Source organism: Legionella fallonii LLAP-10 (assembly GCF_000953135.1).
GTDB lineage: Bacteria > Pseudomonadota > Gammaproteobacteria > Legionellales > Legionellaceae > Legionella > Legionella fallonii.
This window is the reverse complement of the sequence record NZ_LN614827.1, coordinates 2,518,709-2,536,666: the sequence shown is the minus strand read 5'-3', so window position 1 is coordinate 2,536,666 and position 17,958 is coordinate 2,518,709. Positions and strand designations below refer to the sequence as shown.

Genomic DNA, 17,958 nt, shown 5'->3' with positions numbered 1-17,958 from the left:
GTGCGCCATAACGCACAAGATGTTTCTAAAATAGGTGAATAGTGAAAGATATAAACAAACACATTTCTCTAACTTTAAAAGGCTTACGTCGCGATCGAGGATGGAGTTTAGATAAAGCCGCGTTAGAGACAGGGGTAAGTAAAGCCATGTTAGGGCAAATTGAACGTGAAGAGTCTAGCCCCTCAATTGCAACCCTATGGAAAATTGCCAGTGGTTTCCATACATCTTTTTCTTCATTTATTGAGGATATTAGTACTGATTTTAACAGCCCTATTTATCGTGCAGGCCAACCCCAACAGCTTCATGCCATGGATGAAAAAATTCGTATAATGCCGCTGTTCCCTTTTGATAATGAATTAAATTTTGAACTATTCGTCATTGAATTATTACCAGGCTGCGAGCATTTGTCACCGCCACATGAGCATGGTGTTATTGAACATGTTATTGTGGTGGATGGGACAATGGAGCTCTTAGTAAATGGCATCTGGAAATCCTTATGCAAGGGTGAGGGGATTCGGTTCAATGCGCATCAACCACATGGCTACCGAAACACCACATCTGAAAATGCTTCTTTTCACGATGTGATCCATTATCCAAAGCAAGAATCTTATTAATGAATCACAGGAGTTCAGACATATCTAATTTGTAGATTTCATGATTATAAAGATTCCTGTTGAATGCCTTTAACCTTATTAAATTTGCTCAGGGTGTCATTGGTAATTTGAGCGATTTTATCATTATCAAAATTAAATTTATCAACGGCGATTTCTTTAACAATTCCATTAATCTGAATAATTAATTTTTGGCAATACTCTTCGATGTCACTGGCTTTTTTCTCGTCTTTATTTTCAGCCTTGCTGCTCATGACCATGAGTCCAATTTCAACAAGCCTTGTTGTCGTATAAGAGAGCGAGTCATTCTCTTTACCAGCTATTTTAAGCACTTGCTCATGGAGATTGTCAGGTAAGGTAACAGTAATTCGAGCCATAATATAACCTCTTTTTGCGATGATGTTGGATGTCTGGCTGATGCATCCGTGCACGCCAACCCTAATTTCAATTAGATCATATTAGGCTATATATTTCAACTGGTTACTACTGGTAGTATGCAGATCTGCATCAGACAATATGCACATTAAATTCAAATTTGATGCACATTTGCATACTGCTTTTTGATTACTAATTAGCCAACATTTAAAATTTTGCAGTCACCCTTTGCAAATATGGCTTTATTCTCAATAAATACAATGAGTTACACATACTGCAACCAGTTGCGAAAGGTGTGCTGTTTTCTTTTTTAGAGTTGTCTTGTTCATTAATTCTCAGATCAAGTTTTATGTGAATCTGACTATTTTTTATTAAGCGCGGATCAATTGCGTGTTTGTGATTTAATGCCGAATCTAAATTTTAGCTATCAATTTACACCATGATCTCCCGGTTTAACCCACTCTATTCTTTGCTTGTTTCCAGATAGACATCAACTCATCAAAAGTGTGTCCTTCCAAATTAATGAGTTTCTTTTCATGAGCAATCATTTTGACAGCGCGAAGCCGCCGCTCAAATTTTTCTAAGGTTTGTTGTAGTGTATCTTTGGGATCTAATTTACAAAATACACACAGTGAAAACACGGCATGCAATAGGTCACCTATTTCTTCCTGCAAAGCAGATGAGTTATCATTAATTCCTGCTTTTAAATGCTCATCGACTTCAATACACTCACTTTGGATTTGAGTCATAATCTGATCGGTCGTTTCCCACTGAAAACCAAATTCAGTAGCTTCATTTTCTAATGCTGCAATTTTTTCTAATAGATTCATTAATTATTTCCACGTTATTCTTGTCTACCACGTAAATATAAAACTTTTGTGTTCGATCCAGGATTGACTCGTTCTTCCGTTTCAAAAATCTCCGGTTTTCCCTTAACCAAATCACTCAGCTTTTTGAAACCATAAAGCCTGGAATCAAAGTCTGGTTTTAACTTAGTTAAATAGCCACCAAATGTTCCTATGTATGCCCAACCAGTATCATCGTATGAGTTATTTAATGCTTCTAGAATAAATTCTTTTGGAAATTCTTGTGCTGAGGGTTCATTAGCTTTTGCTTGTTTAACAGGCTGCTTTCTCTTTTTTGACTGGCTAATTAATTGATCAGGTGGTGCTACAGGGCGTAGTACTTCAGTGAAAATAAATTTATTGCAGGCATTACGAAATGCCTCTGGTGTTTTTTTTTCTCCAAATCCAAAAACTTGCAACCCTTCTTCACGAATACGGTTAGCAAGACTTGTAAAATCACTATCACTTGACACGATACAAAAACCACCAAAACGATGCGTATAAAGTAGATCCATAGCATCAATAATAAGTGCACTATCTGTTGCATTTTTTCCAGAAGTAAAAGCAAACTGCTGTACTGGTTTTATAGCGTATTTATGCAATACCTTTTTCCATTGTGCGCTAGATGGTAAGGTGAAATCGCCATAAATTCTCCTTACGATAGCATCTCCATAACCAGCAATCTCAGTTAAAAGACCATCAATAATAACTGCTCGAGCATTATCAGCATCAATAAGTACAGCTAATTTTAACGCGGCTTCATCTGTTGTAATTTTTGTCATGCTAATTGACCTGTTTTATAAATTATTTATTTTTGGAACGATAAAATTTACACTCAACACCATGACCAAGTTCATCTTTATAATATTCCATACCACACTTCTCCATTACTCGATGTGATGCACTATGTTTGAGTGGCGCAAAAGCAATAATATAATCAGAATTGATATTTATTTTACTCCATTCAAGAAGTGCCTCTAGTGCTTCAGATGCATAACCCATACCCCAAAATTTTCTTACAATAAGGTATCCAACTTCAATTTCCCCTGTTTCAATTGGCCCAAATCCACATCGTCCAATGAATTCATGAGTCACCTTATTGAATATAACAAAACCAGGCAATCCTTTATCTCCATAAAGGTTCATAATCTGTTTTATTCTTCGCTTAGTCTGCTCGCGATCTTGTGTTCCATCAGGAAAGAATTTTCTAACTTCTCGGTCTGCATGAAGCTGAGCAACTTGATCTAAGTCCTCATCCTTAATTAAACGCAAAAGCATCCTTGGTGTTTCAATTTTAATGGTCATATTGGTTCACTTATAATCCTATATTTTCTATATATTGAATTTCTTCTTGTGTAAGCTCAAAGTCATATATGTTTAAATCATTATCCATGTGTTGTTGATTTGTAGTGCCGGTTAAAGGCAATATCCCCACTTGGTTTGCAAAGCGAAATATAATTTGCGGGATGGTTTTATCATATTTTACAGCAAGTGATTGCATGTGAGGGTTTAATAAATACCGCTGATTCGCAGTGAGCAAAGAAAATCCTTGATAGATAATCTTGTTTTTTTGACTAAATGTCCTAACGTCTTGATCCCATTGTGTTATGGCGAAACATCTATTTTGTATAAACGACGGCTTTATAGAGACTTTTCTATATAGTTCTTCAACTTGTGCCATATTAACGTTAGAAATGCCGAGAAACTTTACCTTTCTACTACACACCAGCTCTTCCATGGCCTGCCAAATTTCTAAATCTGCATCGATTATTCCATGAGATAGTGAAGGGCCATGAAGTATATAGGCGTCAATGTAGTCTGTCTGTAAATGTTCTAGTGAGCTTGCAAAGGATTGCTTGACCTGGTTGGTCAATGAATCAAATTCATCATAAGGTTTTCTATGATCTTGGCCATGTACAGAGGTAAATTTTGTTTGTAGAAATAAATCACTGCGTGTTTTTTGACTAGTTGTTAAAAATTGATCAATTGCATCACCCACGGCTTCTTCAAAATAATGCCTACGTTGATTGGCAGTATCAATCCCTCGAAATCCTGAGTTGAGTGCCTGGAGCACCAAACGTTTTGTGTCATCTTCTTTCCATGCTGTACCATATAAAATAGGGGGAGTGGTTGATGTGTCGTTTTGTTTTATATTCATAATGCCGCCTCCATTGGTGTCACAGCATAACCAAGCATTATCCTCCTCAAAATATAGAGGTATTTTTCGGAGGATAATGAGCTAAGGAACAAAGCCATTAATAGACCCTGTGTCAATTTTATTTTGACTTTGAGCTTTCCACAATTGAGCATAGGCACCATTTTGATTTAGTAGTTCATTGTGGGTACCTTGCTCAATAATCACACCTTTAGCGAGTACCAGAATATTATCTGCATGCGTTACTGTAGAAAGTCTATGTGCAATAATAAGTGTTGTTGTGTTGATCGATATCTGTTTGAGACAGGTCTGAATGTCTTTCTCTGTTTTCATATCCAGTGAAGATGTTGCTTCATCAAAAATAAAAATTTTAGGTTTTTTAAGCAGCATTCTAGCGATGGCCACTCGCTGTTTTTCGCCACCAGACAATTTTAATCCGCGCTCACCAACTCTGGTTTCTAACCCATCAGGCAGTTTTGCCACGAACCTGTCAAGATGTACTGCTTGTATTGCATCCGCCAATTCATCATGAGTGACATGCGGATTTCCATATATCAGGTTATTTCTTAAGGTATCATTGAATAAAGCAGTTTCCTGAGGAACAATACCGAGTATTGCTCTGAGTGATGCATGTTGGATATTGCTAATATTTTGCCCATCAATCTGAATACTCCCCGAATTCAAATCGTAAAGCCGAAAGATTAATCTTGCGAGAGTGGATTTGCCGGATCCTGAGGATCCAACGATTGCAGTAGTGGTACCGGGTTCAACTATAAAGCTAACGTCATCAAGAATTTTTCGATGTTCATTATAAGTAAAATGGACGTGATCAAATTGGATTTTTCCTTCTTTGTACTTAAGTGTTCTGGCATTGGGTTGGTCTTGAATATCGATAGGAATTTTCAGCAACTGAATCGCGGTTTGAAAACGAGCTAAATCATCTCGGGTAACACGAATTCGATAGCCTAGCATGGATAATGGCAGCATGAACATGAATAAATAGCCATGGACCAGTACAAAATCTCCGACATTCATGCTCCCTGCAATGACTCGGCTGCCAGCAAGTAAGAGCATAATAATAACACACATACCGACAATGACATTTTGCATAAGATGAATTTTTGCATCGGCATTTAATGCTCGAGTATCTGCACAGGCCTTTTCTTGTGATTTTTGAGCAGCTGTATTGATTTCATCCTGTTGGGTATTAAAATATTTCACGGTATCCGCATGCAACAGGCTTTCCACCAGATAGGCGTTTGCAGATGCATCTTCATTGTTTTGCTTCATTCTGCATTTTACAATCCATTGAGCGGTGTAATAGCTTAGCAAGATATAAGAAACCAGCATCAACAATAGAACCAATCCAAAAAAAAGATCATAAAAATAGCTCAAAAAAATCATAGCAAAAATTATTTCTATAAGAACCGGCAATATCATCACAATAGGTCGACCAATAAGATCAACAGCAGACGAGTGTGAACGTTCTATGATTGTAAGAATTTCGCCTGATTTACGTTCTCTATGAAATTTTGTGGAAAGCGCTTGTACGTGATCAAAAAGTTCTAAACAAAATTTTCTCGCCCCTTCTAATTCTACAGGAAAAGCTATTACTTGACTGAGGGTGATACAAGCTTTGGATGCACCCCAAACCGATGCATAAGTCAGAATGATGACTAAAGGGGTGCTGTTTAAAAATAGGGCATGTCCAGAGAGTGCATTAATGGCTTCTTTTAAAAAAATGGGGACACACAAATTTAGTGCAATGGAAATCAATATAAATAAGAGAGCCAAGACAACGTGAATTTTTCCTCTTAGGCTGTTCTTTGTCCAAACGCAAGGCCAAAGATAGTAGATAGTTTCTTTAATGCTGGGTAAACTTTCATTCATCATGATGCACTCTTTTGCTGCTGGCTATTCCACATGGAGTAATATAATCCCTTTTTCTCGATTAATTCTTGATGCGTTCCAGCTTCTACGATTTCTCCGTCTTGTAAAACAAGAATGTTGTCAGCATGAATAATCGTACTCAAACGATGTGCAATGACTATACTGGTGGTATGTTTTGTAACTTCCTCAATATTTTCCTGGATATTTTTTTCAGTCTGCGTGTCGAGCGATGCGGTTGCTTCATCAAATAACAAAATACTCGGGTTGCGTAATAAACATCTTGCTATTCCAATCCTCTGGCGTTCTCCTCCTGATAATTTAAAACCCCCTTCACCGATGTTGGTTTCAATTCCTTTGGGGAGGTTTTTTACCATCTCTTCCAAGTGCGCCAGTTGGATTACGTTATTGATTTCACGCTCGGAGATATTTAGAGCACCGTAGCAGAGATTAAACCTCAACGTATTGTTGAAGAGTAGAACTTCTTGTGGAACAATTCCGATTTGTTGGCGTAATGAATGCTTGCTCACAGCAGTAATATCCTGGTCATCTATGAGTATTTGTCCCTGAGTGACTTCAAATAATCCCAGCAATAATCGTGCAATCGTTGATTTACCCGATCCGCTGGGTCCCACAATAGCTGTCATCTTTGCGGGTGGAACTTCGAAGCTTACATTTTTTAAAATGGGGTGTTCTGGTTGGTAACCGAAAGTGACGTTTTTAAAGTGAACATGCGGGCCGGTAATGAATAAAGGTTTTGCATCAGGATGGTCTTGTTCAACTTCATCGGTTTGATCTAATAAATAGGCTGAATATTCTATTTTGGATAAATCATTTTTGGTATCTCGCCAACGCACACTAGCTTCGCTTAAAGGTTCAAATAACTGTAATAAATAGCCATTAATCAGGACAAAGTCACCAATTTTTAACTGTCCAATTAAAATTTGGTACCCTACTTTATAGGACAAAAAGGCAAGACCCCCCGCAATAATGAGTGTTTGTATCACCAAAAATGTACCGTTTCCACTAAATAATGCTGTATTTGCATGAACGCTTTCTTGTAAAAATTGGTCTATTTTTTTATGTTCTACGGTTTGACTGTTGTAGTATTTTACAGTTTCTGTGTTGAGTAGGCTGTCGGTAATTGCGGAACTTACATTTAATTCAGCAATGCTACAATTTTTTTGCAGGACTGTGGATTTTTTTTGAGTGAGTCCATTAAAAACAAGATAGATTCCCAAAATAATAATTAGATAGAGGCCATAGCTTAAGCCATAGAAGTGCCAAATGATTAAAAAAGCGAAGAGAATTTCTAAAAAAACAGGCACAATCCGAAACAATATGTTCGAGATAAGCATCGCGATTGCAAGCTGTGCGCGACTGATAGCGCTGGTTATTTTTCCGGTTTCCTTATCCAGATGAAATTTGTAATTTAAAGCATGAAGGTGTGCAAAGACATGAGTACTATAATCCGCAATTGTTGTACTTATGTTTACAAAAGAAAGCATCTCGCGAATTTTTTCACTGCATCTTGCCAGCATCCAGAGTAATCCATAACAGCAGATCAGCGAGATAATCATCATGCTCGATGTCCTTATCGTACCGGATAATGCAGTTACTATATCTTTAAAAAAAATGGGTACAATTAAATTTAAGGCGAGTGTTGTGAAAACCAAAAATAATGAAAATATGACCCGAAACTTTTTTTTAAAATTATTTTTCGGCCAAAAAAATGGAAAAAAATGGGATATTATCTGTAAACTCGTCAAATAGAGTCCTTATTGATTATTATCATATGATTGAGGAGGATAACATTAAATAATTTAGGAAGTAAAAAAACCGTAGACATTGAGGCAAGCGCAAAATAATTTGTGTTCAAAAAAACATACATTTGTGGAATAATATGAGTCAATCCGTAATGATATTCTATGCACTGACATGTTATTTGAAATAAAAGATTTCTTGATAATGATTGATTTTTGATAGGATAATGATTTAAATTTTTATAAAATAAATAGTGCAAAATTTTGATTGCCAAATTTTGGAGGGACTATGGAATTATTAGATGCAGTTGAGGCATTGGTGAAAAATCCACTCCTTGATACAGTGGCTTTAGAGGATTGGGTTTTAAGTAAAAGCTTGGTTGAATCATATAAAAACTCAGATACACATAAGATCAGGGAGTTAATCACTGATAAAAAGAATTTTTCGGATATGAGCCATGTGATCCCGTATCCGGATATGAGCCATGTTTTTCCAGTGACCAAATAAGGATTTAAGTGAAAGTTGTAGCGTTAGTTGGTACTGGAATTAAAACAATAGCTCATATTACAGAAGAAGCAAAAGGATATATTTCTACTTGTGATAAGGTAATCTACTTAGTTAATGAACCCTTGCTAGAGCGCTATATTCGTAAATTAGCGAAATCATCAGAGTCACTGGATGAAATATACTTTAACTCTAAATCAAGAGAAAGTGCTTATAATAATATTGCACAATATATTCATAGCGCGATAGAAGATGTACGATCATTATGTGTTGTTATATATGGTCATCCATGTGTGTTTGCTACTCCTGGCTTGCTCGCTTTGTCTATGCTTGGTGATAGCATTAAAACAGTGGTGTGCCCTGGTATTTCAACTCAAGATTGTTTATATGCCGATCTTAGGTTTGATCCCGCATCTGGAGGTATCCAATCCTTTGATGCTACGGAATATCTTCTATATGATAAAGTAGTAGATCCTTCTTCTCATGTAGTAATTTACCAGATTGGTATGGTTGGAAATCTGGGTTTACCAACAAATAAAATCAATTTTGAGGCTCTTAATTTTATTAAAAAAAAATTAATCGAACTCTATAAAAAAGAAAAAAAAGCGGTTATTTACGAAGCTGCTCTTTATCCTGGTACTCATCCAAAGATATCTGAATTTGATTTAGAGCAACTTGATAGGCAAGAGTTAACAACACTGTCTACTTTGTATATTCCTCCCGATAAAATACAACGAATGCCGAGTTCTGATGCATTAAGGTTATTAAATCAAGTGGCATAGTTTAGTGGATGTATCTAATTTTTATTTAATGTGAGGGATTACAATGAGCTCAACAGTCAGCTCTTCTAAAGTAGGGTTCTCTTTTAGTGATTTACCAGTCACTTGTAAATTATTATTGGCTCTTTCTTTTATAGAGGCTATTGGAGGCGGCCTATCTTACCATATTGCGTATTTTTTTAGTGTAAGCACAAATTTTAATAAATTAAATATAGGCTTCTTAGGCTTTTCAATGGGGATTGGAGCTATTTTGGGCAGTATATGTGGTGGATACGTTACGGGAAAAGCACAAGCAAAGGGTATAATTGGGGCAAGTTTCTTACTCATGGGCGTCGCATTTGTTATTCTAGCAAAAGTGAGTTCTTTTCATTTATCTGTTGTCTTTGTATTGTTAATGGGATTTGGGATCAACTTGTTCATCACTTGCAGTAACTCATCTTTCTTGCAGATTTCAAAAAATACCAATCACAGTTTAACGATTGCCCAATCCTATAAAAATGCACTGGAAAATACTGGTGGTATTGTGGCAATGGTTTTGATAATGCTTTTAGCGCAAAATCATTTTAAATTAGCAATGACTTTGGTCGGCGTTACTTTGATATTGTTTTCAATAGTTATTTTTCTAAAATTAGAAATCAGTAATCAGGATGTGGCTGCAAAACCCAGTAATAAAGAAGAAATTGAGACAGTCTATAGCTCGCTTATTCCAATGTTATTTTCAGTATTTTGCATCGGTTTAACTTATGGGATACAAAAAACAGTACTAGGGATTCACTTAAACGAAACAATAGGAAATTCTTTAATCATTGGATTTTTTTTCGCAACCGATCCCATTTTAATCGCATTATTTCAAGTAAAATTATCAAAAAGGATTGAGCGATTCAATAAACATATAGTTGCTTGTATCGGCTGTATTTTATTAGGGGCGTCAACGTTTGCTATGGGCCTGTCTTCTACAATACTAGGAATGTTTTGTTCGCTTTTAGTATTCACTCTTGGTGAAATGTTGTTTATGGCGTACTCCGTTGCATTATGTCATCAATATGGAAGCTCTAACCACAGTGGCCTAGGTATAGGGGCGTGGCGCAGCGCATATGCATTAGGCATGATGATTGGCCCTCTCATATCAGGAGTAGCAATGTATTATTTCAATGCCCAAAGTGCTTGGACAATATCTTCTTTGCTTTGTTTCATGAGTGCCTTCTTAGTATTTAATTCTAAAAGAGCACAGCGGTTAGAAGCTGTTTATTGAGATGCATCCTTTAAAAAAAGGCGCATCTTGACAAAAAGTGTCATTACTTAAATGATGCACTCCAGAGTCATTTTGGAATAAATTATCAATGTCCGAAAGCCAATTTTTTTTATTCTCAAATCCATGGTAATAAAGAAATTGAGCTTTTTTGGCCTTTTCTTCAAGAATTGTATCAGCCCATTCTTCATGACTAGAAGAAAATAATTCTTTATATTTATTTGTAACGATTTTTATATTTTCAAGCTCAGAAATTAGAGTTGCTCTTTTTCTAGACAACCCTTGGTATGGTCTAAAAATAGGATGTTGAAGGGAAAAATATACCGGATTTTTTTCAACATGTTTTTTAGGTATTAATATAGAGGGGTCTGTTTTTAGCTTATAAATGTCTTTTAAAACGTAGGCTATCCATGATGCAGGCAAGAACTCATCGGTATTGGTAAACGAAAATCCATATTTTTCACCTATGAGAATTTCAAAGATATATTTAGCGGTATCTTGAATAAAAAAATCTCGTTCTAAATTTGATTTATCAAAAACAACCCTAAAAATATGTTGATAATAGTCTCCATAGTAGGTGTAAGCATAATAATGTAGATAATATTTAAAGAAATATTTATTAATATTGATCCACTCAGGATTATTAACAATGTTTTCTATCCATTTTTCAGAAAAGTAAACGATGGAGGCCCGCCACTTACTTTCAGAAGGGCAAGATTGGTAAATTCGTTTAAAGAATTCACTGTGATCATGGTATGAATTGGGGATGGTGCAATCAATTCCAGATCGAATAAGACGATTATGGCTTCTTTTGCATCCAATGTTTTGTGTTACAAGAGTGGTTTGTGCCCCAGCTTTTACAGACAGTATGCCATTAGGCAAGTATCGTTTAAGTGGTTTTATCTGGGTTACATGTCCAATGTTAAAAAAATCCCCTTTCTTATCTATGTAAACAGGATGCGTTTCATTTTCTGAATCACCTCTTAAGTACCATTCAAAGCACTTATCTAATACAAGACCTAATGGACAACTGTGAAATCCATAAAAGAGGTCTTTAGTAATTGGTTCTTGAGATGAAAAATTATTAAGAGTTTGAAGCTTTCCTTGGTGCGGAATATAAAAGGTTTCAGAATCACCAATTAAATCACCATATCCAAAGTTAAAAACATATAGTGGGAAATCTTTTCCTGGCGCAATTTCATCAACTAAGAAAAAAAACTCAGGATTAGAGCGTTTTACTTCCTCTCTAATTTCATCCCAACAAACTCTAGTAAAATTCCTACAAAATTCCATATTAGTCTTTTTGTTAATTAAGTTGCTTTTTATTTTGAATTAAAATGCGTATTTGCCAAAGATTTTAGTGATATAAATGACAAACATATTATGCTCTAATCAAATCAAGCTTGTCAAATAAGTAAAGTACGTTGTTGTTGTCGTAATAAGGATTTTAATCATGAAGATTGTAAGTGAACAGGTTATTAATGGAGAGCGTATTGCGACTCAGGTTATTGATACAATCTTAAGCAGTACAGAACACAATCTTGTTACATTATCCGATATATTTGGGATATCTTTAAATAAGCTTGTTCTGAAAAAGGGGTTTTCAAATGATGAGATCTTAATGATTGTAAAGATAGGAAATTCTTTATTCATTAATTAATAAAATACTTTAGCCCCATTCTTTACCCAACCTATTATTTGAAACATTGATGCTGATTCAAATCGAATTTGTGGCCAGTCCGGATTGATAGGTGAGCATATAAACGTATTGTCTTCTGAGCTTATTTTTCTAAATAAGTTCTCTTCTGTAGCGTTAATATGAATCAGTACTAAATCGCAGTGGTTCTGTTTTTCTTTACAGAAAGTAACTAGGTCACCTGCATTATAAATAGGAGACATACTTTTATCGTGCACAATAAAAGCAAAATCATCATGCGTTATGTTGTCTTGAATTGATGAAGGTATTGGGAGATAACCTTCAATTTTAGATGAGGCATTGATTATAGGGATCGTTTGGAAGGGATGATCCTTCATAGGTTTGTGGTCAATATCTAAAAATAATAACCATGTTGGAGAAACACCCAATGCACTACCGAGTATTTCTGCATCTTTAAACCTGGGCGTTCTTGTTCCTCGTTCCCAATTACTAATTCGTTGCGCTGAAAAACCAGTGACTTCAGCCAACTGCACTGCAGTGAATTTTTTGTTTTTTCGCGACTCTTTAATTCTTAACCCTATTTTTAATTTTATATCCATATAAAAACCTTGCAAAATAAACATAATTGTTTATTATAAACGTTATCGTTTATATTTGTGTGTATTGTTTACCTAGCGTTTATTATACACATAAGTTGAATGAACAGTAACAAATAAACAAACCGATTTAGATAAAAAATATGCTTAGGCGTTTTCTGTAGCTATTTACAGAATAAGTTGAAAAGGAGTATTCGTTGTGGAAAATAACTTTAGGCTACAAATCTGTAAGAACATCATTAATTATCTATTAGAGTCAACTAACTATACTCTAAAAGACATTGCTGCTTTACTAAATTGCTCAATAAGACAATTACGTTCTATTTATTTCGATGAGTTAATGCCAACTAATCTATATTGCGAACGGGATCTTGTGAGGCTTTATCATTTAATTCTTGAACTCAATACTAATAAACAATATGTGCACCAGGGTTATAAATGGGGTTGCTTATGAATACTTTTAATATTGAAGAGGCTTCAAAGTTTCTAGGCGCCCACAGGGAAACTATCCGACGAATGGCTGCATCAGGTGAACTACCTGGAGTAAAGATAGGGCGAGGTTGGCGTTTTATAGAACAAGATCTTGCGATGTATATGCGAAACAAGTACTCTACTTGCGATGCATCGTGGGGTGTCGATATAGGAGATAATAAATGGCACTCACGAAAAAAAATGGGTTCTGGTGGATCGACGTCACCTTCGGTGACAAGCGTATACGCAGAAGCACTAGGACTAAAGTAAAACAACAAGCGCAACAATTCCATGATAATTTTCTACAAGATCTATGGAGTAACAAGCATACCAAATTACCCCAACAGAAATCGTGGGTAGATGCTGTTGTGCGATGGTTAGAGGAATCAGCGCATAAACGAAGTTTAGTTACGGATAAATTTCATTTGGCCTTTCTGGACCCTTATCTTGGCCAGAAAACGTTAGATGAAATTAACGCCGAATTAATTGAATTTATTGCGCAAGAAAAAGAGCGGACTAATGTTACTCCAACGACGGTCAACCGAATGTTGGAAATTATACGTGCTATTTTAAACAAAGCTCATAAGGAATGGCAGTGGATAAACACCATGCCATTATTCAGAATGAGAAAAGTTGAAAATAAGCGTATACGTTGGTTGAGCAGCGGACAGGCTGGTAAATTGCTTCAGGAGCTACCAAATCATTTGAAAGATATGGCCGCTTTTACTTTAGCAACTGGTTTACGCCAATCTAATGTTACTAAGTTGCAGTGGAGTGAAGTCGATTTAATTAGAAAACATGCACTCATTCACCCTGATCAATCTAAAACAAAGAAGGCGATCCCTGTTCCTTTAAACTCTCAGGCAATTGCAATTATAGAAAAACAAAAGGGCCTACACCCCTCATTTGTATTTACCTATTTTGGTAAGCCTGTTACGCGATGTAATAATCATGCTTGGCAAAAAGCGTTGGTTCGGGCAGGAATCAAAGATTTTCGTTGGCATGACTTGCGTCACACTTGGGCAAGTTGGCATGTGCAAAATGGTACCTCATTGCAAGAATTACAGCAATTAGGTGGATGGTCAGAATATGAAATGGTGTTACGTTACGCGCATCTTTCAAGTGACCATTTAAAGGTGGCAGCGGAAAGAATTACAAAAAATTCTGGCACGTTTTCGTCACTGTAACTTGGTTTTTACGGCACGTTTCGATCCAGGTAACCGTTAACTACCTGATTTTAAAGGGTTTAAATGGTGCGCTCGGAGGGACTCGAACCCCCGACACCTTGGTTCGAAGCCAAGTACTCTATCCAGCTGAGCTACGAGCGCAATGGGGTGTGGATTTGGTAAATTTTTTTGCTTCAATTTTTGGCCTTACAGAAGAAAGACCAAAATGGTGGGCCGTATAAGATTCGAACTTATGACACAGAGGTTAAAAGCCTCCTGCTCTACCACCTGAGCTAACGGCCCCTTAAAGGGTAATTTTTTTAAAACTACATCATACAGACTATGTGGTATCCAGACTTTAAAATTCTGGTGGGCCGTATAAGATTCGAACTTATGACACAGAGGTTAAAAGCCTCCTGCTCTACCACCTGAGCTAACGGCCCTAAAGAGGTTGAAATGATACCGGATTAGCACAAAAATTCAAGTGTTTTTATCGATTATTTTTTAAATAATCAGACTGAATCAATTATAAGCTATTCTCAATTATAAATTATTAGCAATGAGCGCTTTTTTATTGTAGTCAAAAATATTTTTTTCTGTAGCTAGTAAAGTCCATTTTTGTGCATGCAATTTCTCTTGTAGAGCAAAAATATCATTACGCGCAGTGATTACCAGAAGCACATCAGCCCCCATGGCGCCGCAGCCTTTGACGGCTAACACTTCAGGATAAGCTTTTAATTGATTAATGAATTCAAGACTGTGCTGAGCAACTAGATTTAGGTCATTGAGTTGTTGATGATAATTATTAACGGCATTGATGAGTTGTTGGCCATCTATTCGGTCAAATGCTTGTTGGGCTTCATCGGCGATAGCAGATAGTTGCTCTATCTGGCTTGGAAGTGTTGCGGCTTGAAGGTGATGGTGGGTTGCAAGTTTCATTTGCGTATGGAGCAGTAGAAAAGAAAGATCTGCAAATGGCCAATTATAAGACTGTACTATTTTTTTCTGCTTATTTATATAAACACAGCCAGCTTGCGACTGGGCAATGACGTCATAGCCACTTGGCCTTAATCCTGTACCAGACCATGACGATTGATAATAAGCCTTAAGCATAGAGTTAAGATCAGGCGTTTGCCTTTGCAGCATGCAGCTAGCTAAATAGCTTCCCAGAAATTGAGCACTAGAGGCACCTAAACCGCCTTGTCCTTTATAGGGATCATGCCAAGATAAGCCTTTGTCCGAATGTTTTTTTTGTCGCCACCAAAGACCGGCTGGCGATTCGGGATGAATATCAATTAATTGATCAGAATCTATTAGTGTTAATTCGAAACAAGGGGCTGTCGTTAAAATAATAGCCGAGGATTCAGCAACAGCAGCATATTCACCTAATAAAAAAGTCTTTGCTGGTATTTCCCACTTCATATCGCAATCGATGTTTGTCTGATTTCAGCTAATAAATCATGAGCATTATTTACACTGACTCTTTTATTTAAATCAAGCCATTTTTGTAGACGTTCTTTTAGCACAGGGATCTCATTTTCATCTGCTCCAGTAACTAAAAGAAGATTATCAATGTGTAATTTCATGTGTCCTTGAATAATACCATCAGTGCATAAGGCTCTAATTGCACCTAAATTCTGAACCAGTCCGACCGCGGCAATGATTCGAGATAGTTGGTTTGCTGAGCTAATGTTCATCATACGTAAACACATTTTCGCGGTAGGGTGTAGGGAAGTAACACCACCTACGGTGCCTACAATAATTGGCGCAGTTAACTCCCCTGTGAGCGTCTCATTTTGATAACGCCAACGCGTAATGGCTCTATATTGGCCGCTACGTGCGGCGTATGCATGTATTCCCGCTTCTACAGCACGCCAGTCATTACCCGTGGCAATGAGTACTGGATCAATGCCATTCATTACTCCTTTATTGTGAGTAGCAGCTCTGTAAGGATCCATTTCCGCGAATAATGAGGCTTCCTGTAATTTATGGCCTAATTCTGGAGCAATATTACGGATAGTCACTTGTGCTGTTGTCAGTTTCTGATCATTTAAATTAGATAAAATGCACATGGTGACTTCTTCACCGGCTATTTGCTCAATGGGGGTCTTCAAATATTCAAGAACTTGATTAATAATATTGGCACCCATGGCATCACAACTATCCATAGTCAGATGAATCACTGCCATATCATGGCCATCTTCTCTTTTTATATGGCGTAGTTGCAAATCTTTAACGCCACCGCCACGTTTGACCATAGTAGCGGCTACATCTTCATTGGCTTTTTCTATAAGATATAAGCGATTTTCATTGAAAATACGGGAAAATTGTTCAAAATCATTGATTTTGGCCAATTGAATTTGCCCAAGAATACAATCGCCTTCAACCCAAGTTTTTATTTCGCCGTGTTGTCTTATCCACTTTGCTGATTTGGATAAAGCAGCAATAATCGATGTTTCTTCAACGGCTAAGGGAACAACGTAGTCATGACCATCGATATTAAAGTTGGTGGCTACTCCTAAAGGAAGTTGAAAATAGCCTATAACATTTTCTATTAACTTTTCAGCCAGATTTGAGTTTTTGATACCACCTTGCTTGAGAAAATTAATATCCTCGGGCGTGATAGCGCCTAAAGCTAATAATCTTTGGAATCGCTCTTCGCGTGAAAGCTTTGAAAAGCCACTAAATAACTGTTCCGCATTAGAAGCTATGGACATGCCTTCTCCTTTAAATCGCTAAGTACACGACTGCCTGTACAGAACATGGCGGTTTTTAATTCATATTCTATTACCTGCATTTTATTAAGAACATGCAGGGATGATTCTAAAGCAGCTTCAAGCATGGGTTTAGCAAACCCTACTGTTGAAGCGCCTAAAGCAAATAGTTTTGCTGCATCCAAGCCATGTCTTACTCCTCCTGAGCCCCAAATTTCAAAGTTAGGATTGATTGATGCTGCATTTTGTACGCTTCGTAAGGTATCAATTCCCCAATTACGAAAAGTATTGGCCGCATTATGTCTTAATGAATCATTAATTGCTCTATGGCCCTCTATTCGTCCCCAGTGAGTTCCTCCCACGCCACTAACATCGACAGCAGCAACTCCCAAATCATTTAAACGAATCAACGTATTTTTTGAAAAGCCACAACCTGTTTCTTTAACAATAACCGGGGTAGGGATGGTTTTAACTAATAGGTCTAAGGCCGTCCAACACCCTTTAAAATCGGTTGTTCCTTCGGGTTGAATACATTCTTGTAGAGGATTACAGTGAATAATTAATGCTTCAGCTTGTAATGCGTCAACCAAACGTTGAATTGCTGAAATAGGAGTATCAATTATCTGTGCTATTCCAAGGTTGCTGAATAGGCTCACATTAGGAAATTGATGGCGCAAAGGCTCCCATTCAAAAGCAGCTTGCTTATCGGTTAGTTCTCGTCGTTGTGAGCCAACACCCATAGCCCAACCGGATTGAGCGCAGGCCTCTATCAAACGACTATTGATATTAACTGAGTTGGAATGTCCGGCAGTCATAGAGCTGACAATAAATGGTGTTTCTACCGTTTTATTAAAGCGTTGGCTTTGAATCGATATCTCACTAAAATTAACATCGGGTAATGCTTCATGAAGCAAAGAAAACTGATCAAAAGGGTTTAGTTCACTGCTTTGATTGGCCGGCATTAAAGCGAGTTCAATATGATCTCGTTTTCGTTGCTCAAATTGACTGTAGTCGTTTTCCATAGCTGAATTTTAGATTTGGGAAAAATAGAGCTCATTTTATCATAAACTATCATGGCAAACTATATGAAAGTGATTGTATAGAGAACCATTAATCCGATAGTTTTTTTGTGTTCGGCAGAATATATCTGTTTGTCTGTCGATTTGTTATTAAATAAGGGCACCA

The 17,958-nt window shown here is 36.8% G+C and carries 20 protein-coding genes and 3 tRNA genes; 8 read left to right on the top strand and 15 right to left on the bottom strand.

All coding sequences use genetic code 11. The features are described from left to right. Positions 1–41: 41 nt before the first annotated feature. Complete coding sequence (locus tag LFA_RS10305; RefSeq protein WP_045096114.1) at positions 42–614, top strand: helix-turn-helix domain-containing protein; 573 nt, start codon at positions 42–44, stop codon at positions 612–614. 44 nt (positions 615–658) lie between these two features. Here the strand turns inward: LFA_RS10305 and LFA_RS10300 are convergent, their stop codons facing one another. The 7 genes from LFA_RS10300 to LFA_RS10270 form a co-directional block, all read right to left on the bottom strand. Continuing rightward, the gene (locus LFA_RS10300; protein WP_231865835.1) at positions 659–988 is read right to left on the bottom strand and encodes a hypothetical protein; all 330 of its coding nucleotides are present in this window, start codon (positions 986–988) and stop codon (positions 659–661) included. A gap of 450 nt (positions 989–1,438) precedes the next feature. Then, positions 1,439–1,816, bottom strand: a complete 378-nt coding sequence (locus LFA_RS10295; protein WP_045096113.1) for a MazG nucleotide pyrophosphohydrolase domain-containing protein — start codon at positions 1,814–1,816, stop codon at positions 1,439–1,441. A 14-nt stretch (positions 1,817–1,830) separates the two neighbouring features. Further along, positions 1,831–2,613, bottom strand: coding sequence for an NYN domain-containing protein (locus LFA_RS10290; RefSeq protein ID WP_010947780.1), 783 nt, complete (start codon positions 2,611–2,613; stop codon positions 1,831–1,833). Positions 2,614–2,635: 22 nt separating this feature from the next. Next, a complete protein-coding gene (locus LFA_RS10285) occupies positions 2,636–3,136 on the bottom strand; it encodes a GNAT family N-acetyltransferase (protein ID WP_010947779.1) in 501 nt (166 codons plus the stop codon). 10 nt (positions 3,137–3,146) lie between these two features. Then, the gene (locus LFA_RS10280; protein WP_045096112.1) at positions 3,147–3,989 is read right to left on the bottom strand and encodes an aldo/keto reductase family protein; all 843 of its coding nucleotides are present in this window, start codon (positions 3,987–3,989) and stop codon (positions 3,147–3,149) included. Between the two features lie 81 nt (positions 3,990–4,070). Beyond that, positions 4,071–5,879: an ABCB family ABC transporter ATP-binding protein/permease gene (locus LFA_RS10275; protein WP_045096111.1), complete on the bottom strand. Its 1,809-nt coding sequence runs from the start codon at positions 5,877–5,879 to the stop codon at positions 4,071–4,073. After that, the gene (locus LFA_RS10270) at positions 5,876–7,642 is read right to left on the bottom strand and encodes an ABCB family ABC transporter ATP-binding protein/permease (protein WP_010947776.1); all 1,767 of its coding nucleotides are present in this window, start codon (positions 7,640–7,642) and stop codon (positions 5,876–5,878) included. Before LFA_RS10270 ends, LFA_RS10275 begins: the two co-directional genes overlap by 4 nt. A gap of 283 nt (positions 7,643–7,925) precedes the next feature. Between LFA_RS10270 and LFA_RS10265 the strand changes: the two genes are divergently transcribed. From LFA_RS10265 to LFA_RS10255, 3 genes are read left to right on the top strand one after another with little or no spacing between them, the layout of a single operon-like run. Beyond that, the gene (locus LFA_RS10265) at positions 7,926–8,144 is read left to right on the top strand and encodes a hypothetical protein (RefSeq protein ID WP_015444251.1); all 219 of its coding nucleotides are present in this window, start codon (positions 7,926–7,928) and stop codon (positions 8,142–8,144) included. 8 nt (positions 8,145–8,152) lie between these two features. Next, positions 8,153–8,923 carry an SAM-dependent methyltransferase gene (locus LFA_RS10260; protein WP_052673936.1) on the top strand — a complete coding sequence of 257 codons (771 nt, stop codon included), beginning with the start codon at positions 8,153–8,155 and terminating at the stop codon, positions 8,921–8,923. 43 nt (positions 8,924–8,966) lie between these two features. Beyond that, complete coding sequence (locus LFA_RS10255; RefSeq protein ID WP_045096110.1) at positions 8,967–10,172, top strand: MFS transporter; 1,206 nt, start codon at positions 8,967–8,969, stop codon at positions 10,170–10,172. On the opposite strand, the gene LFA_RS10250 is transcribed toward LFA_RS10255, so the two are convergent. After that, a complete protein-coding gene (locus LFA_RS10250) occupies positions 10,155–11,462 on the bottom strand; it encodes a hypothetical protein (RefSeq protein ID WP_045096109.1) in 1,308 nt (435 codons plus the stop codon). The genes LFA_RS10255 and LFA_RS10250 overlap by 18 nt on opposite strands. A 160-nt stretch (positions 11,463–11,622) precedes the next feature. Between LFA_RS10250 and LFA_RS10245 the strand changes: the two genes are divergently transcribed. After that, positions 11,623–11,829, top strand: a complete 207-nt coding sequence (locus LFA_RS10245) for a hypothetical protein (RefSeq protein ID WP_021436844.1) — start codon at positions 11,623–11,625, stop codon at positions 11,827–11,829. On the opposite strand, the gene LFA_RS10240 is transcribed toward LFA_RS10245, so the two are convergent. Beyond that, positions 11,826–12,425 carry a helix-turn-helix domain-containing protein gene (locus LFA_RS10240; RefSeq protein WP_015444252.1) on the bottom strand — a complete coding sequence of 200 codons (600 nt, stop codon included), beginning with the start codon at positions 12,423–12,425 and terminating at the stop codon, positions 11,826–11,828. The genes LFA_RS10245 and LFA_RS10240 overlap by 4 nt on opposite strands. A gap of 196 nt (positions 12,426–12,621) precedes the next feature. Here LFA_RS10240 and LFA_RS10235 point away from each other — a divergent pair, with 196 nt between their 5' ends. Genes LFA_RS10235 through LFA_RS10230 form a run of 3 tightly spaced genes read left to right on the top strand, consistent with a single transcriptional unit; the run spans position 12,622 to position 14,080 of the window. Further along, entirely contained in the window at positions 12,622–12,876 is a 255-nt protein-coding gene (locus LFA_RS10235) for a hypothetical protein (RefSeq protein WP_045096108.1), read from the top strand. Next, positions 12,873–13,163 carry a helix-turn-helix domain-containing protein gene (locus LFA_RS19480; RefSeq protein WP_231865834.1) on the top strand — a complete coding sequence of 97 codons (291 nt, stop codon included), beginning with the start codon at positions 12,873–12,875 and terminating at the stop codon, positions 13,161–13,163. Before LFA_RS10235 ends, LFA_RS19480 begins: the two co-directional genes overlap by 4 nt. Beyond that, on the top strand, positions 13,076–14,080 hold the full coding sequence (locus LFA_RS10230) for a tyrosine-type recombinase/integrase (RefSeq protein ID WP_045096107.1): 1,005 nt from the start codon (positions 13,076–13,078) through the stop codon (positions 14,078–14,080). Before LFA_RS19480 ends, LFA_RS10230 begins: the two co-directional genes overlap by 88 nt. A gap of 64 nt (positions 14,081–14,144) precedes the next feature. Here the strand turns inward: LFA_RS10230 and LFA_RS10225 are convergent. The 6 genes from LFA_RS10225 to fni all read right to left on the bottom strand — a co-directional run bounded on the left by LFA_RS10225 (position 14,145) and on the right by fni (position 17,795). Next, positions 14,145–14,221, bottom strand: a tRNA-Arg gene (locus LFA_RS10225). A gap of 65 nt (positions 14,222–14,286) precedes the next feature. After that, a tRNA-Lys gene (locus LFA_RS10220) sits at positions 14,287–14,362 on the bottom strand. Between the two features lie 64 nt (positions 14,363–14,426). Continuing rightward, positions 14,427–14,502, bottom strand: a tRNA-Lys gene (locus LFA_RS10215). A gap of 100 nt (positions 14,503–14,602) precedes the next feature. Continuing rightward, entirely contained in the window at positions 14,603–15,481 is an 879-nt protein-coding gene (locus tag LFA_RS10210; protein ID WP_045096106.1) for a hypothetical protein, read from the bottom strand. After that, positions 15,478–16,776 carry a hydroxymethylglutaryl-CoA reductase, degradative gene (locus LFA_RS10205; RefSeq protein WP_045096105.1) on the bottom strand — a complete coding sequence of 433 codons (1,299 nt, stop codon included), beginning with the start codon at positions 16,774–16,776 and terminating at the stop codon, positions 15,478–15,480. The genes LFA_RS10210 and LFA_RS10205 overlap by 4 nt, the downstream gene beginning before the upstream one ends. Then, the gene (gene fni / locus LFA_RS10200) at positions 16,767–17,795 is read right to left on the bottom strand and encodes a type 2 isopentenyl-diphosphate Delta-isomerase (protein ID WP_045096104.1); all 1,029 of its coding nucleotides are present in this window, start codon (positions 17,793–17,795) and stop codon (positions 16,767–16,769) included. The genes LFA_RS10205 and fni overlap by 10 nt, the downstream gene beginning before the upstream one ends. Positions 17,796–17,958 lie beyond the last annotated feature (163 nt).

Excerpts from the sequence above, each read along its gene's own strand:
- LFA_RS10230 (WP_045096107.1), top strand. The coding sequence starts at position 13,076 with ATGGCACTCACGAAAAAAAATGGGTTCTGGTGGATCGACGTCACCTTC.
- LFA_RS10250 (WP_045096109.1), bottom strand. The coding sequence starts at position 11,462 with ATGGAATTTTGTAGGAATTTTACTAGAGTTTGTTGGGATGAAATTAGA.
- LFA_RS10300 (WP_231865835.1), bottom strand. The coding sequence starts at position 988 with ATGGCTCGAATTACTGTTACCTTACCTGACAATCTCCATGAGCAAGTG.
- LFA_RS10275 (WP_045096111.1), bottom strand. The coding sequence starts at position 5,879 with ATGATGAATGAAAGTTTACCCAGCATTAAAGAAACTATCTACTATCTT.
- LFA_RS10285 (WP_010947779.1), bottom strand. The coding sequence starts at position 3,136 with ATGACCATTAAAATTGAAACACCAAGGATGCTTTTGCGTTTAATTAAG.
- LFA_RS10280 (WP_045096112.1), bottom strand. The coding sequence starts at position 3,989 with ATGAATATAAAACAAAACGACACATCAACCACTCCCCCTATTTTATAT.
- LFA_RS10290 (WP_010947780.1), bottom strand. The coding sequence starts at position 2,613 with ATGACAAAAATTACAACAGATGAAGCCGCGTTAAAATTAGCTGTACTT.
- LFA_RS10210 (WP_045096106.1), bottom strand. The coding sequence starts at position 15,481 with ATGAAGTGGGAAATACCAGCAAAGACTTTTTTATTAGGTGAATATGCT.
- LFA_RS10245 (WP_021436844.1), top strand. The coding sequence starts at position 11,623 with ATGAAGATTGTAAGTGAACAGGTTATTAATGGAGAGCGTATTGCGACT.
- LFA_RS10295 (WP_045096113.1), bottom strand. The coding sequence starts at position 1,816 with ATGAATCTATTAGAAAAAATTGCAGCATTAGAAAATGAAGCTACTGAA.
- LFA_RS19480 (WP_231865834.1), top strand. The coding sequence starts at position 12,873 with ATGAATACTTTTAATATTGAAGAGGCTTCAAAGTTTCTAGGCGCCCAC.
- LFA_RS10255 (WP_045096110.1), top strand. The coding sequence starts at position 8,967 with ATGAGCTCAACAGTCAGCTCTTCTAAAGTAGGGTTCTCTTTTAGTGAT.
- fni (WP_045096104.1), bottom strand. The coding sequence starts at position 17,795 with ATGGAAAACGACTACAGTCAATTTGAGCAACGAAAACGAGATCATATT.
- LFA_RS10205 (WP_045096105.1), bottom strand. The coding sequence starts at position 16,776 with ATGTCCATAGCTTCTAATGCGGAACAGTTATTTAGTGGCTTTTCAAAG.
- LFA_RS10265 (WP_015444251.1), top strand. The coding sequence starts at position 7,926 with ATGGAATTATTAGATGCAGTTGAGGCATTGGTGAAAAATCCACTCCTT.
- LFA_RS10240 (WP_015444252.1), bottom strand. The coding sequence starts at position 12,425 with ATGGATATAAAATTAAAAATAGGGTTAAGAATTAAAGAGTCGCGAAAA.